Genomic DNA, 12,816 nt, shown 5'->3' on the forward strand with positions numbered 1-12,816 from the left:
GTCAGAACCCGAAGATTTCCTTGCCCAGCGCGAACACCGGCACGGCGGCGAGGACGCCGTCGACCCGGTCGAGCACGCCACCGTGGCCCGGGATCAGGTGGCCCGAGTCCTTGGCGCCGGCATGGCGCTTGATCAGGCTCTCGAACAGGTCGCCCAGGACCGAGGCGAACACCGCCACCACTGCGGTGATCAACAGGCCGGGCAGGTGTGCGGCATCGATGCCAGCCAGCCAGCCCAGGCCGAGGGCCACGGCGACACCGGCCAGCAGGCCGCCGAACAGGCCTTCCCAGGTCTTGTTGGGGCTGATCCGCGGCGCCAGCTTGTGCTTGCCGAAATGGCGGCCAGCGAAATAGGCGCCCGAGTCGGCCGCCCACACCAGCGCCAGCGCAGCCAGCAGCCACAGGTGGCCCTGCTGGCCCGGCGGATCGCCGCCGGCATGGATCAGCACCAGCGCGGCCCACGCCGGCACGATGGCCAGGGTACCTGCCAGCATCTTCAGGATCCGCGAGGGTGCCGACGGCTGAGCACCGAAGGTGAAGAAACGCAACCAGACCAGTGCGGCCAGCCACCAGGCAACGCCGGCCAGCGTGGTTATCTGGAACAGGACCAGGGTGCTGCCATCGGCCCAGACCAGCAGCACCATCAGCAGCAGGTTCAGCACCAGCAGCACGGTGCGCGCCAGGGTGTCCTCGATACCGGCCAGCTTCAGCCATTCCCACAGGCCGATCAGCAGCACGGCGGCGGCGGCGGCGGCCAGCCATTGCGTGGGCAGCAGCAGGATCGCCGCAATGGCTAGCGGCGCCATGATCAGCGCGGCAAGGACTCGGGTCTTGGTCATGGGCTGGAAGTCTCGGTGGCCAGTGCGGCAATCTGGGCGCTGGTCAGGCCGAAACGACGCTCGCGACCGGCATAGGCGTCGAGCGCCTGCTGCAGCTGCCCGGCGTCGAAGTCCGGCCACAGGGCCTCGGTGAACCACAGTTCGGTATAGGCGAGCTGCCACAGCAGGAAGTTGCTGATGCGGGTGTCGCCGCCGGTGCGGATGAACAGGTCCGGCGGCGGCAGGTCGGCCAGGGCCACCCGGCTGCCCAGCAGCGATTCATCGATCTGCTCGGGCAGAAGGCGACCGGCCGCCACTTCGACGGCCAGGGCGCGCGCGGCGCGGGCGATGTCCTGGCGGCCACCGTAGCTGGCGGCGATCGACAGGGTCAGGGTGGTGTTGTCGGCGGTGCGCTGCTCGGCCAGCTGCATGCGGCTGACCAGCCCGGCGCCGAAGCGCTCGCGTTCGCCGATGAAGCGCACGCGCACGCCACGCCGGTGCAGCTCGTCCACTTCGCGGTCGAGTGCACCGAGGAACAGCTTCATCAGCGCGTCCACTTCCTCCTGCGGCCGGCCCCAGTTCTCGCTGGAGAAGGCGAACAGGGTCAGCGCCGGAATGCCCAGTTCAAGGCAGCGCTCGATGGTGCGGTTGACCGCGCGCGCGCCGGCACGGTGGCCGATCACGCGGGGGCGACGGCGCTGCTGTGCCCAACGCCCATTGCCATCCATGATGATGGCAATGTGGCGGGGCAGGGAGGCAGGCAACGGAGGCGGGACTGAAGGCATCGACTTCAGACCGACAGCAGTTCTTTTTCCTTGTCGGCAACGACCTTGTCGACGTCCTTGATGTTGGCGTCGGTCAGCTTCTGGATGTCGTCTTCGCCGCGCTTCTTCTCGTCTTCGCTGATCGCCTTGTCCTTGACCAGCTTGGCGATTTCCTTGTTCGCGTCCTGACGGATGTTGCGGATCGCGATCTTGGCGCCTTCCCCTTCCTTCTGCACCTGCTTGACCAGCTCCTTGCGGCGCTCTTCGGTCGGCGGCGGCATGTTGATGCGGATCGCGGTGCCCAGCGTGTTCGGAGTGAACTCGGCGTTGTAGAGACCCTTTTCGATCTCCTTGATCATGCCTTTGTCGAACGGGGTGACCAGCAGCGAGTGCGCGTCGGCGTTGGAGATCGACGCGACCTGGTTCAGCGGGGTGCTGGCGTTGCCATAGGCGCTGACCGTCACGCGGTCCAGCAGGGCCGGGGTGGCACGGCCGGTCCGGATGGAGGTGAGGGTGTGCTTCAGAGCGTCAATGCTCTTGGCCATGCGCGTCTGCGCGTTGTTCTTGATGTCGTTGAGCATCGCCCGGTCCTGGATGTATCTGGAATCGGGCGATTATAGGCGAATACGGGACGCTGCCGGGCCTGAATCGGCCCGGTTGTCGCTTTGCGCTCAGGCTCAGGCCGGGTCGCGGCCCTGGACCAGGGTGCCGATGTTCGCGCCGTTGAGGATCTTCAGCAGTTCGCCCGGCTGGCCCATGTCGAACACGCGCATCGGCAGGTCGCTGTCGCGGGCTAGAGCGAAGGCCGCCGTGTCCATCACTTCCAGGCCGCGGCGGATCACTTCGTCGTAGCTCAGGCTGTCGAAGCGGACCGCATCGCTGTGCTTGTTCGGGTCCTTGTCGTACACGCCATCGACCTTGGTGGCCTTCAGCAGCAGGTCGGCGCCGATCTCGATCGCGCGCAGGGCGGCGCCGGAGTCGGTGGTGAAGAACGGGCTGCCGACGCCGGCAGCGAAGATCACCAGACGGCCCTTTTCCAGGTGGCGGATGGCGCGGCGGCGGATGTAGTCCTCGCACACGTCGTTGATCTTGATCGCGCTCATCACCCGGGCCTTGGCACCCAGCTTCTCGAGGGCGTCCTGCATGGCCAGGGCGTTGATGACCGTGGCCAGCATGCCCATCTGGTCGCCGGTGACGCGGTCCATGCCGCCGGCGGCCAGGCCGGCGCCGCGGAAGATGTTGCCACCGCCGATCACCAGCGCCACTTCGGCGCCGGCCTGCTGGGCTTCGATGACCTCGCGGGCCAGGCGATTGATGACCTTCGGGTCGATGCCGTAGTCCTCGTCTCCCATCAGCGCCTCCCCGGACAGTTTCAGAAGGATGCGGCGATAGGCGAGCTTGGACATGAGGACCTCGGGTGCGTGGAAATCGCGGGCGATTCTACGCGCATGCGGCGTTGTGCCAAAGTGTTTTGTGCACTGCGGCGCAGAATCCGGTGGTTCGCCCGGTCGGCCGGGGCGTCCCGTTCAGCCCAGTTCGGCGCTGGCCGTGGCCGACAGCTCGTCATGGCCCAGTGCCCCCGGCGAGCGGGCGATCACCCGGTTGCGGCCCAGGTTCTTGGAGCGGTACAGCACGTCGTCGGCGGCGCGCAGCAGGTCCTGGACGTCGGCGAAGCGCTCGTAGCCGCCCTGGGTGGCCACGCCGGCGGAGAAGGTGACGAACAGCGGACCACCCTCCAGCTCGGCCATCGGCGTGGCGACGATGTTGGCCAGCACCCGGCGGATCACGTCCAGGGCCACGCTTTCGCTGGTGTTGGGCAGCAGTGCGACAAACTCCTCGCCGCCGAAGCGGGCCACGGTGTCGCTGCTGCGCAGCTGGCCCTGCAGCTTGCCGGCGAAGGCGCGCAGCACCTCGTCGCCTGTCAGGTGACCGTGGGCGTCGTTGATCTTCTTGAAGTCGTCCAGGTCGATGAAGGCCACCGACAGTGGCCAGCCCTGGCGGCCGGCACGCAGGAATTCCTGCTCCAGCACCGCTTCCAGCTGGCGGCGGTTGAGCACGCCGGTCAATGCATCACGATGGGCCTGGTCGGCCAGGCGCTTGGCGCGCGCCTCGAATTCGTCGGCACGGCGGCGCGCCTGGTCGGCATCCTGCAGTTCGCGCAGGTTGCGCAGCGTGGCCAGTTCCTGCGCGTGATCGATCAGCTCGCGCACCCGCGCCGGAGAATTGAGGCCGGCATCAAACAGGCTGGCGATGTCGGGCAGGGCCTCGCTGATGCGCGCCAGCACCTGGTCGAAGCGCGCGCTGTCCAGCTCCAGGCGGTCGTGCACCTGCTGCAGGGCGTGCTCGCGCGCGGCATCGGCGTCGCTGTCCAGCCAGATGTCGGCCACCGCGCCGGACAGCTGCACGCAGGCCTGGAACGGCGATTCGGCGGCGTCCTCGTCCTCGCTGTGGCTGATGCTCTCCACCAGGTAACGTGGCAGGCCCCATTGCTCGGCCACCCACGCGCCGACCTCGGCATGGCTGCAGCCCAGTTCCTCGCGTTCGCGGGCGACCAGGTCGATGTTGTCGCGTGCCTCGCGCAGCAGCGGCAGGTAGCGCTCCGACTCGGCCTGGGCCAGGCACAGTACGCCCAGGTCCTGCAGCAGGCCGGCCAGCATCAGTTCCTCCAGCCGGCGCAGGCCGCGCGCCTGGCCCAGCTGGCTGGCAGCCAGGGCGCTGAGGATGCTGCGCTTCCACGCGCGCTGGCGCAGGTCGTGGTCGGCGCCGGTGCCGCCGGTCAGGCCCTGGGTGACGGTGAAGCCGAGGGCGAGGCTGATCGTGGCGTTCAGGCCCAGCATGGTCAGCGCCTGGCCGAGGTTCTCGATGCGGCGGCGGCTGGCATACAGCGGTGAATTGGCGATGCGCAGCATGCGAGCGCTCAGCGCCATGTCGATGGCGATGATGTCGGCGGCGGTGGCGATGTCCGCTTCCGGGTCCTGGGCCAGTTCGATGATGCGCAGGGCAATACCGGGTGGCGAGGGCAGGTTGCGGCAGAGCGCCAGGGCAGCTGTCAGCTCGGGAGGCATGTCGGGTCGTTCAATTCCATTGGGGCAAGAATACCTAGGAATGCATCACAGTCCGCGATTTTCGTTCCTGCTAGGTGACTGAGGATTCCCTGCGACTGAGTATCGGCTTGATTCGAGCGCAACGCAAAGGTGCCGGTTGTGCGCACCAACGGTGCGCACCCACCGATGGGCCATGGGTTAATCCCTGGGCCCATGCATAAAAAAAGAGCCGCGGTTTCCCGCGGCTCCTTCTGGTCGCTTCACAGCCGGAAGGCTGGAATCAGACCTGCATCGCCTTGGCAACTTCGGCGGCGTAGTCTTCCACCACCTTCTCGATGCCTTCGCCGACGATCAGCAGCTTGAAGCCTGCCACGTCCGCGCCAGCGGCCTTGACCACCTGCTCGACGGTGGTGTCGCCCAGCACGTAGGTCTGGCCGTACAGGGTCACGTCGCTGACGATCTTGTTGATCTTGCCGCTGATGATCTTTTCCAGGATGTCGGCCGGCTTGGCCTTGTCCTTCTCGGTCATCTTGGCCAGCTCGATTTCCTTTTCCTTTTCGACGAACTCGGCCGGAACGTCCGCAGCCTTGTTGTGCGGCGGCTTCAGCGCGGCCACGTGCATCGCCAGGCCACGGGCCAGCTCGACGTCGCCGCCGATCAGGTCGACCAGCACGCCGACCTTGCCGTTGGTGTGGACGTACGCACCGATGTTGCCGGTGGTGTCGACCTTGACCATGCGGCGGATCTGGATGTTCTCACCCAGGGTCTGCACGGCGGTGGCGCGGGCTTCTTCAACGGTGCGGCCGTCGGCCAGCGTGGCGGCCTTCACGGCTTCGACGTCGGTGGCGCCCGATGCCAGGGCAGCGGCGGCGACGGCGTTGACGAAGGACTTGAAGTTGTCATCGTTGGCGACGAAGTCGGTTTCCGAGTTGACTTCGACAAGCACGGCCTTGCCGCCGTCCTGGGCCAGGCCCAGACGGCCTTCGGCGGCCACGCGGTCAGCCTTCTTGTCGGCCTTGGCAGCGCCGGACTTGCGCATGGCTTCAGCAGCGGCGTTGATGTCGCCGTTGGCTTCGGTAAGCGCCTTCTTGCATTCCATCATGCCGGCGCCGGTGCGCTCGCGCAGTTCCTTGACCAGGGAAGCAGTGATTTCCACGGGATTACCTCACGAAAGAAAGGGGTTGGGCCGGCATGGTGGCCGGCCCGTGTGACACGGTCCTGTCACGCGCCGATGGCTGCGTGCAGGGAGGGTGGACGCCGGGCGTCCACCCGGGGCCTGGATCAGGCCTGGGCGTCGTCGCCCTTCTTGGCAGCCTTCTTGGCCGGAGCGCGGCGGGCCGGCTTCTCTTCGCCTTCAGCAGCGGCTTCCGCGAACTCTTCCTCGCGCACCGAAGCGGCGTGCGGGGCAGCCGCCTTGCCTTCCAGCACGGCGTCGGCAGCGGCGCGGGCGTACAGCTGCACAGCGCGGATGGCGTCGTCGTTGCCCGGGATGGCGTAGTCCACCAGTTCCGGGTTGTAGTTGGTGTCGACCACGGCGATGACCGGAATGCCCAGCTTCTTGGCTTCCTTGATCGCGATGTCTTCGTGGCCGATGTCGATCACGAAGATGGCGTCCGGCAGACGGTTCATGTCCTTGATACCGCCCAGCGAGGCTTCCAGCTTGTCGCGCTCGCGACGCAGGCCCAGCACTTCGTGCTTGACCAGCTTCTCGAAGGTGCCGTCGGTTTCACCGGCTTCCAGTTCCTTCAGGCGGGCAACCGACTGCTTGACGGTACGGAAGTTGGTCAGGGTGCCGCCCAGCCAACGCTGGTTCATGAACGGCATGCCGCAACGCTCGGCTTCTTCCTTGATGGTTTCGCGGGCGCTGCGCTTGGTGCCCAGGAACAGGACGGTGCCGCGCTTCTGGGCAACCGACGAGATGAAGTTCATCGCATCGTTGAACAGCGGGACGGTCTTTTCCAGGTTGATGATGTGGATCTTGCCGCGGGCGCCGAAGATGTACGGAGCCATCTTCGGGTTCCAGTAGCGGGTCTGGTGGCCGAAGTGGACGCCGGCTTCCAGCATCTGACGCATGGTGACCTGGGGCATTGCAATACTCCTGATATGGAACCAGCGATTCCGCCCGCGGGATAGGTATGCGGGACGCGTGGAAGCGCGATCGGTTCCGGGGTTGGGCTTCCCTGTTGCCTCCGTGGCCGAACTCCTTGCGGAGCACCCCGGCACGGATGGGGGCAGCAGGTGTGGATTCACCGGTGACGTCCGGTGTGAACGGGCTCCCGCGCACGCAGGCGGCAGGAATCCGGTCGATTATAGCCCGCTGGGGGCGTCCGCTGCAATGGCAGGGTCAGATGCGGCCAGATCGACCTCGCGGCCGTCCTGCAGGCGGGCCTGGAAGTGGCCGCCGACATAATCATCGGGGCGGGCAGGCAGGGGCCAGCGGCGTTCATGGCCTGCGAGGATATAGCCGGCCAGCCCGGCCACCAGCAGCGACGATTGGCCGTCGGCCGCTATGAATCGCAGATCGTGCAGACGGCCATGCAGCGTACCGGAATTGCTGAGTCGCAGCATGGCCCGAGGCCCATGTGCCTCGACGCAGCCCTGCAGCCGGGCATTCGGCGCTGGCGCCGCTGGGCCGCGGAACAGCGGCAGCGAATAGCGCGGCAATCCCGGCAAGGCCGGCGCCAGTACGATCCGATAGGCCTGTTCACCCGCCGATGCTGCCGGACCGCCTGGCAGCAGCCAGACGCGCTGGGTGCTGCCGGGGGCCAGGTCCAGCCGCGCCGGGCTGACCCGGATGTGGTCGCTGGGGTGCAGTCGTTCGGCGTCCAGCTGCTGATCCCACGCCAGCACCTGCACCTGGCCCTGCCAGCGGCCGGGCCCCGGATTCCGCAGCCACAGTTCGGCGCGGCCGCCTTCGGCGGGTAGCTGCAGGGTGGTCGGCAACAGCTCCAGCGCCGCCGACGGCTGCGCCAGCAGCAGTCCAAGCAGGATCAGCAGCGCGCGCATCAGTAGATGAGGGTCACGGAGGGCATTGCGCTGTCGTCTGTCGCCGGAGGTGCGAGGTCGCGGATCTGGGGCGGCACCTTGGGGGCGTCACTGCGCTGGTGTGGCGCCGCGCAAGGGGGAGCGCCGGCATCGTCGCTGCAGGATTCGACCACGGTCAGCCGGATCTGCAGCGTGCTGCTGCGCGGTTCGGCGCGGGCCGGCGCGCTGGCGACCAGCATCGCCCCGATCAGGAATGTGCGAACCACCTGCCATCCACCGTGCTGAAAGACTTGCTGCGCGGTATCGGCTGGATGCGCCGCAACTGTAGCGCCGAGCCGGCGCTCGGCACGGCCTTCGTCCGGTGGGTGCCGACCGTTGGTCGGCACGCTGGTCAGTAGGTGATCGTCACCGTCACCAGGTCGTTGTAGGTGCCGGCCGGGGGTTGGCCGGTGACCGGCGGCACCCGGCCATAGATGGTCAGCTGCTGCGCGCTGCCGGTGCCGGTGCTGCTGGCCGTGTCGACCGCCAGGGTGTTGCCCCAGCGCTGGCTTCGTGCCGGATCCCGGTACAGCTCGTAGGGCAGGTAGTAGGTGCTGTTGCCGATGGTGGTGGCCATGCGCCGGGTGGTGGTGGCGGCAGGATTGTTCTGGCCGTTGTTCAGGCCGACCTGGAAGGCGGTGTTCTTCAGGCAGGTCAGGGTCAGGGTGGCGGTCTGGTCGATGTTGGCCGGGATGCCGCCGGTGACGTTGCCGAAATTCATGTTGGTGGTGACGTAGCTGCCGCATTGCGGCAGCACGTTGGCGGTAGCGGTGAAACTGAAGGCCGCACTCGCGCTGTTGGTACCGGTGGCACCGCCGTTGCAGGTGGCGGGGACGGTGGCGCTACCGGCCAGCACCTCGTTCCAGGCCCAGGTCAGCACCACGCTGGCACCGCTGAAAGTGCTGCTGTACGCGCCGGAGGCGAGGACCTGGTTGGCCGGAATCTGACCGAACAGCTGCACAGTCTGCGCACCACTGCCGCCGGTCAGCAGCGGTACGTTGTAGCTCATGGTCAGCTCCTGCGCTGGCGGCGTGCCGCGCGGGACCAGGCCAGTGACCTGGCCGAAGCTGGCGTTGTTGTACAGCTGGAAATTCATCGTGTCGCTGGTGGAGGTGGCCATCGTGCGGAACGTGGAACTGCTGCCGCCGCCACTGCCTGCGCCGATGCCCACGCAGACGCGCACGCCGGTGGTGGCCAGCAGGCTCAGCGCGGCGGTGGTGCAGGTCACCGTGATGTTGAGGTTGGCCGTGCTCGGGCCGGGTGCATTGCTGTTGATGTTGCCGAACGGCAGGGTCGGATTGGCGACCGCCGTGCAGACCGCTGTGGCACCGGCTGGCGCCGCTGCCAGCAGGCCGGCCCACAGCAGCAGGATGAGCAGCAGCACCCTCATGGCGCCACCTCCGGGATGCACTGCTGCGGCGCCGGCTTCGGCCGCGCGCCGGACGCCACCACCTTGGGCAGGTCCGGTACCTTCACCCGGCACGGGCCATGGCTGGTGGTGACGTACAGCACGCTGCCGGCGGCGACATCTTCCAGATAGAGCAGGCCGTCGTAGCCGACCGTGGCCTGGCGACCGTCAGGCAGCTGCACCTCGCTGCCCACCTCCAGAGGCTGGCCGTTCATCGCCAGCAGGGTCAGGCTCAGTGACGACCGCGAACGCAACAGGAAGGTCACGCGGCTACCCGCGCGCTGGCGCGGCGTGACCCAGTCCTCGATGCGGTCGGCACGCATGTCTTCGGGCAGGTCCAGGGTGTCGATCGAGACCCGGTTGCGCTGCCAGGACAGCAGCGGACTGACCAGCAGCAGGCCGCGATCGTCGGTGACACCGATCAGCCGGTTCTCCAGCCGCACCGGGACCCCGGCGACGCCATTGGTGCTGATCACCGCGAACGCATCGGATACCTCGCGCGTGGCGAAGGCGTGCCCGCCCATCCACACCAGGCTGCCGCTGGCACTGGCGTAGGCATAGTTGAGCCCGCCCTGGCGCGAGGCGCCGAATGAATAGCGGCCGACATCGTTGAGGATGCCGACCTCGGCCAGGCCGCCGTTGCCGTCCTCGCCGTGGCGCAGCTGCGCGCGCCAGCCGACGCCGCCGGCACTGCCATCGCCGGGCACCGGCTGGGTCACGTCCGCGACCCAGCTCTGGCTGTCGCCATTGCGCTGGCTGGAGAGGCTGGCCTGGCGATTGTTGCCCAGGCTGGCAGTCATCGACAGGTAGATGCCGCGGTCATCGCTGCGGTCCAGGTTCTGGTTCACCGACAGGTAGGCCGACCAGCGTTGGCTCCAGGTGCGCGACCAGAACAGGCTGGCATAGCGGTTGTCGTCTCCGTCGGGGTAGCGCAGGCGCAGATAGCTGGCGCTGAGCGTGCCCAGCCGCAGCAGGTCCAGGCCGACCGTGGCCTGCTCGCTGATGCTTGGTGGCAGGTTGCCCTGCAGCGCGCCAAGGTCGCGGTAGTCGCCGTGGCTGCGCACGCTGCGCAGATTGACGTTGAAGCGACGGTTGTTCCAGCTGTAGCCCAGCGCCCATTGCCCACCCTGCAGGCCGTGGTAGTCACTGTGCGCATAGGCGGCATTGAACACGCCGGCGGCGCCGAGCAGCCACCAGCCGCCAATGCCGCCCTGGGCCAGGCCGCCGCCGCCTTCGGCATGCGCCTCGCCGGTGAACGTGTCGGTGACGCCGCCGCGCCAGCTGGCGCTGGCCACCGTACGATCGTCATAGGCGAAGGAGCGCTCGCCGAAATCCCGTCGCAGGTGGCCGACGCCGACCGACCAGTCCGACAGGCCCTTGGCCAGCAGCTGCTGGGTGCCGTAGAAGCTGAAGTCCAGCGTCTGCATGCGGCCGAATGCGTCGGTCACCACCACCTGCGCGTTGCCGGTGCCGCTGATGCCGGGCTGTGCTGCGAGCTGGAAGGGACCGACCGGCACCTGCCCGCTGTACTGGCGCAGGCCATCGACATACAACTCGACCGTGGAAGGCACCACGGCCTGGCCGAGGAAGCTCGGCGTGGGCGTCAGCACGCGGTAGGGCTGCAGGCCATAGTTGCGGCCGATCTGCAGGCCACCCAGGCGCACGGGGCGGGTCCAGTCGACGAACCCGCTGTAGAAATCGCCGATCTCCAGGGTCGTTGCGCTATCGGGGAAATCCAGGCTCCAGCGTGTGTCCAGGCGCACGCTCTCGCCGCGCCAATGGCGGTCGCCGGGTTGCTGGTAGCGGCGGCTGATGGCGGTATTCTCGAAAGTGCCATTGCCGATACCGAATACGCGCAGCTTCGAGCTCAGGCTGAGGTTGCCGAGCGTGTCCACCCGGCTGCCGTAGACGTCGTAGTTCAGCAGCACGCCGGGCGAGGCGCTGCCGGCGGGGGCGCGCACCTGCGGCCGGCTTAGCACCGTGGTCGGCAGTGTCAGCTGGTCCAGCGGCACGTCCAGCGCCAGGGTCTGCATGTGGGCGTCGTAGCGCACCACCGCACCGCTGATCTGGTCCAGGTAGACCGGTGCATCGCCGCTGGCGTTGAAGCCGAGCTGGCGCAGCACTTCGGGGCTGGCCTGTAGCCGGCCCCGGTTCTCGGTGAACGGCAGCAGGCCGCGCGGCGTGCTGTTGAGCGACACATCCAGGTACAGCGTCTGGCTGGCGGTCAGTGGGGTGGGGGGTGGCAGGATCGCATCGGCCGACACGCCGGATACATCAGCAGCCGTGGCCACGCCGGACACATCGGCGGCCTCGGTCGCCGCGGGAGCCAGGGCCGCCAACAGCGCGCCCATCAACGCCTCAGCGAGCCGGTGGGGGCGACAGTGGCGTCTGTTCCGACTCGCCATTGAGCTTGGCCGTGATCTGGTCGTTGTCGCGGTCGATCGCCGTGCGTTCGATCGGCCAGCGCATCACCTGGCCGGGCAATACGTAGCCCAGCAGCCCGGGATGGACGATGCGTGGGCGCGTGGCGCTGCCCAGCGCGAGATCGGCGATCTGAGCGTAACTGTTGCCCGAATTGGCTACTTCGACGCCGTTGCGGCCGTCCGCCAGCTTTACCAGCCGGGCCTGCAACTGCGGCGCCAGCGTGCCGGCCGAGGGCTGCACGAACACCGGGATCGAATAGCGCAGGACGAACTGCATGCCACCCGCGCGGATGGCCAGGTCGGGCACCTCGTCAACGATCAGGCGGTAATGTTGCTGTGCCGCTGGCGGTTCCTTGTCCGGACGCATGACCCGCACCAGCTGCTGCTGTCCGGCGGCCAGTTCCTGCATCGGCGGGGTGGCCATCAACGCATCGGTGGGCAGCAGCTGTTCCTGGCCGTCCTGCTGCACCCAGCGGAACACGCGTACCTGCAGCTTCACCGGCGAGGTGCCGCTGTTGGTCAGCCACAATTCGCCGGCACGCTGGCGGGCTTCCAGCTGCAGGCTGGTCGGGGCCACCTGCAGGCTGGTGGCGCCGGCGGCCGCGATGGCGAGCAGGTACAGGGCGAGCAGCGCCACGCCGGTGGCGCGCCACGGGCGGGATCCGGCCATGCGGGCGTGCTCCATCAATAGGTGATCGTGGCGGTAACCGTATCCAGGTAGTTACCGGCGGCCGGGTTGTTGGTGCTCAGGTTCAGGATCTGGCCGTAGACGATGTAGGGCACGGCCAGGCCGGTGCCGATGCCGGCCTGGGTGTTGGTGCCGGTCGTGGCACCCCAGACCAGGGTATGTGCGGCATCCTGGTAGAGCTGGTAGCCGACATAGTTGTTGGCGGTCACCGCCGCATTGGTGTTCTTCATCCGCCGGGTGGTGACGTCATTGGCGGTGCTGGCATTGGCGCCCGCATTCAGCGAGATCGTGTACGGGGTCAGTGCCGAGCACTGGGCGGTCACCGTGCCCTGGCCCAGGGTGGGCGTGGTGGTGGTTGATGCCGCGGTGCCGAAGTCCACGTTGGTGGCGGCCGCCGCCGTTATGGTGCAGGCCTTGGTGACCACCAGGGTGACGTTGAAGGTGGTGGTGTCGGCGGCCAGCGCCGGGCCGGACAGCAGGAGCCCGGCCACGGCCCATGCCAGCGGTGATCGAACTGGGGATCGCATGGACAACCTCCCTGACCCGAAGGTCCGTTGAACAAGGCGAAGACGGCACGTTCGGCGCCGCTTTGACGACAGTGGGTCCAGCTTAGGAGGCGTAAGTGTCTGTAATCCGTGATAAATAGGC

The 12,816-nt window shown here is 67.8% G+C and carries 13 protein-coding genes; all 13 read right to left on the reverse strand.

What is annotated here, in order from left to right; all coding sequences use genetic code 11:
• Position 1: 1 nt before the first annotated feature.
• The 13 genes from KXV01_RS02005 to KXV01_RS02065 all read right to left on the reverse strand — a co-directional run bounded on the left by KXV01_RS02005 (position 2) and on the right by KXV01_RS02065 (position 12,695).
• A complete protein-coding gene (locus KXV01_RS02005; RefSeq protein WP_049412136.1) occupies positions 2-838 on the reverse strand; it encodes a phosphatidate cytidylyltransferase in 837 nt (278 codons plus the stop codon).
• Entirely contained in the window at positions 835-1,602 is a 768-nt protein-coding gene (gene uppS / locus KXV01_RS02010) for a polyprenyl diphosphate synthase (RefSeq protein WP_099495071.1), read from the reverse strand. Before uppS ends, KXV01_RS02005 begins: the two co-directional genes overlap by 4 nt.
• Before the next feature lie 5 nt (positions 1,603-1,607).
• Entirely contained in the window at positions 1,608-2,162 is a 555-nt protein-coding gene (gene frr, locus KXV01_RS02015) for a ribosome recycling factor (protein WP_005415853.1), read from the reverse strand.
• 96 nt (positions 2,163-2,258) lie between these two features.
• Entirely contained in the window at positions 2,259-2,987 is a 729-nt protein-coding gene (gene pyrH / locus KXV01_RS02020; RefSeq protein ID WP_014646500.1) for a UMP kinase, read from the reverse strand.
• A 120-nt stretch (positions 2,988-3,107) separates the two neighbouring features.
• Positions 3,108-4,646 carry a GGDEF domain-containing protein gene (locus KXV01_RS02025; RefSeq protein WP_049412142.1) on the reverse strand — a complete coding sequence of 513 codons (1,539 nt, stop codon included), beginning with the start codon at positions 4,644-4,646 and terminating at the stop codon, positions 3,108-3,110.
• Positions 4,647-4,905: 259 nt separating this feature from the next.
• Complete coding sequence (gene tsf / locus KXV01_RS02030; RefSeq protein ID WP_005415856.1) at positions 4,906-5,781, reverse strand: translation elongation factor Ts; 876 nt, start codon at positions 5,779-5,781, stop codon at positions 4,906-4,908.
• Between the two features lie 125 nt (positions 5,782-5,906).
• Positions 5,907-6,713 (reverse strand): 30S ribosomal protein S2, encoded by an 807-nt coding sequence (rpsB, locus tag KXV01_RS02035; protein ID WP_005408748.1) that lies wholly within the window; start codon positions 6,711-6,713, stop codon positions 5,907-5,909.
• A gap of 219 nt (positions 6,714-6,932) precedes the next feature.
• Complete coding sequence (locus KXV01_RS02040) at positions 6,933-7,631, reverse strand: molecular chaperone (RefSeq protein WP_099495070.1); 699 nt, start codon at positions 7,629-7,631, stop codon at positions 6,933-6,935.
• Positions 7,631-7,849, reverse strand: coding sequence for a hypothetical protein (locus KXV01_RS02045; RefSeq protein ID WP_099495069.1), 219 nt, complete (start codon positions 7,847-7,849; stop codon positions 7,631-7,633). Before KXV01_RS02045 ends, KXV01_RS02040 begins: the two co-directional genes overlap by 1 nt.
• A gap of 152 nt (positions 7,850-8,001) precedes the next feature.
• Positions 8,002-9,039 carry a spore coat U domain-containing protein gene (locus KXV01_RS02050; RefSeq protein ID WP_100477807.1) on the reverse strand — a complete coding sequence of 346 codons (1,038 nt, stop codon included), beginning with the start codon at positions 9,037-9,039 and terminating at the stop codon, positions 8,002-8,004.
• Positions 9,036-11,408 carry a fimbria/pilus outer membrane usher protein gene (locus KXV01_RS02055; protein WP_111096467.1) on the reverse strand — a complete coding sequence of 791 codons (2,373 nt, stop codon included), beginning with the start codon at positions 11,406-11,408 and terminating at the stop codon, positions 9,036-9,038. Before KXV01_RS02055 ends, KXV01_RS02050 begins: the two co-directional genes overlap by 4 nt.
• Before the next feature lie 7 nt (positions 11,409-11,415).
• A complete protein-coding gene (locus tag KXV01_RS02060) occupies positions 11,416-12,165 on the reverse strand; it encodes a molecular chaperone (RefSeq protein ID WP_099488595.1) in 750 nt (249 codons plus the stop codon).
• On the reverse strand, positions 12,165-12,695 hold the full coding sequence (locus KXV01_RS02065; RefSeq protein ID WP_049438435.1) for a spore coat U domain-containing protein: 531 nt from the start codon (positions 12,693-12,695) through the stop codon (positions 12,165-12,167). Before KXV01_RS02065 ends, KXV01_RS02060 begins: the two co-directional genes overlap by 1 nt.
• Positions 12,696-12,816 lie beyond the last annotated feature (121 nt).

The organism is Stenotrophomonas sp. Ps181 (assembly GCF_025697425.1).
Taxonomy (GTDB): Bacteria; Pseudomonadota; Gammaproteobacteria; order Xanthomonadales; family Xanthomonadaceae; genus Stenotrophomonas; species Stenotrophomonas sepilia.

Bases quoted from the DNA above. Each gene is read 5' to 3' on its own strand.
- KXV01_RS02065 (WP_049438435.1), bottom strand. From the start codon at position 12,695: ATGCGATCCCCAGTTCGATCACCGCTGGCATGGGCCGTGGCCGGGCTC.
- KXV01_RS02050 (WP_100477807.1), bottom strand. From the start codon at position 9,039: ATGAGGGTGCTGCTGCTCATCCTGCTGCTGTGGGCCGGCCTGCTGGCA.
- uppS (WP_099495071.1), bottom strand. From the start codon at position 1,602: ATGCCTTCAGTCCCGCCTCCGTTGCCTGCCTCCCTGCCCCGCCACATT.
- KXV01_RS02045 (WP_099495069.1), bottom strand. From the start codon at position 7,849: ATGCTGGTCGCCAGCGCGCCGGCCCGCGCCGAACCGCGCAGCAGCACG.
- KXV01_RS02025 (WP_049412142.1), bottom strand. From the start codon at position 4,646: ATGCCTCCCGAGCTGACAGCTGCCCTGGCGCTCTGCCGCAACCTGCCC.
- KXV01_RS02005 (WP_049412136.1), bottom strand. From the start codon at position 838: ATGACCAAGACCCGAGTCCTTGCCGCGCTGATCATGGCGCCGCTAGCC.
- KXV01_RS02040 (WP_099495070.1), bottom strand. From the start codon at position 7,631: ATGCGCGCGCTGCTGATCCTGCTTGGACTGCTGCTGGCGCAGCCGTCG.
- KXV01_RS02055 (WP_111096467.1), bottom strand. From the start codon at position 11,408: ATGGGCGCGCTGTTGGCGGCCCTGGCTCCCGCGGCGACCGAGGCCGCC.
- rpsB (WP_005408748.1), bottom strand. From the start codon at position 6,713: ATGCCCCAGGTCACCATGCGTCAGATGCTGGAAGCCGGCGTCCACTTC.
- KXV01_RS02060 (WP_099488595.1), bottom strand. From the start codon at position 12,165: ATGGAGCACGCCCGCATGGCCGGATCCCGCCCGTGGCGCGCCACCGGC.
- pyrH (WP_014646500.1), bottom strand. From the start codon at position 2,987: ATGTCCAAGCTCGCCTATCGCCGCATCCTTCTGAAACTGTCCGGGGAG.
- frr (WP_005415853.1), bottom strand. From the start codon at position 2,162: ATGCTCAACGACATCAAGAACAACGCGCAGACGCGCATGGCCAAGAGC.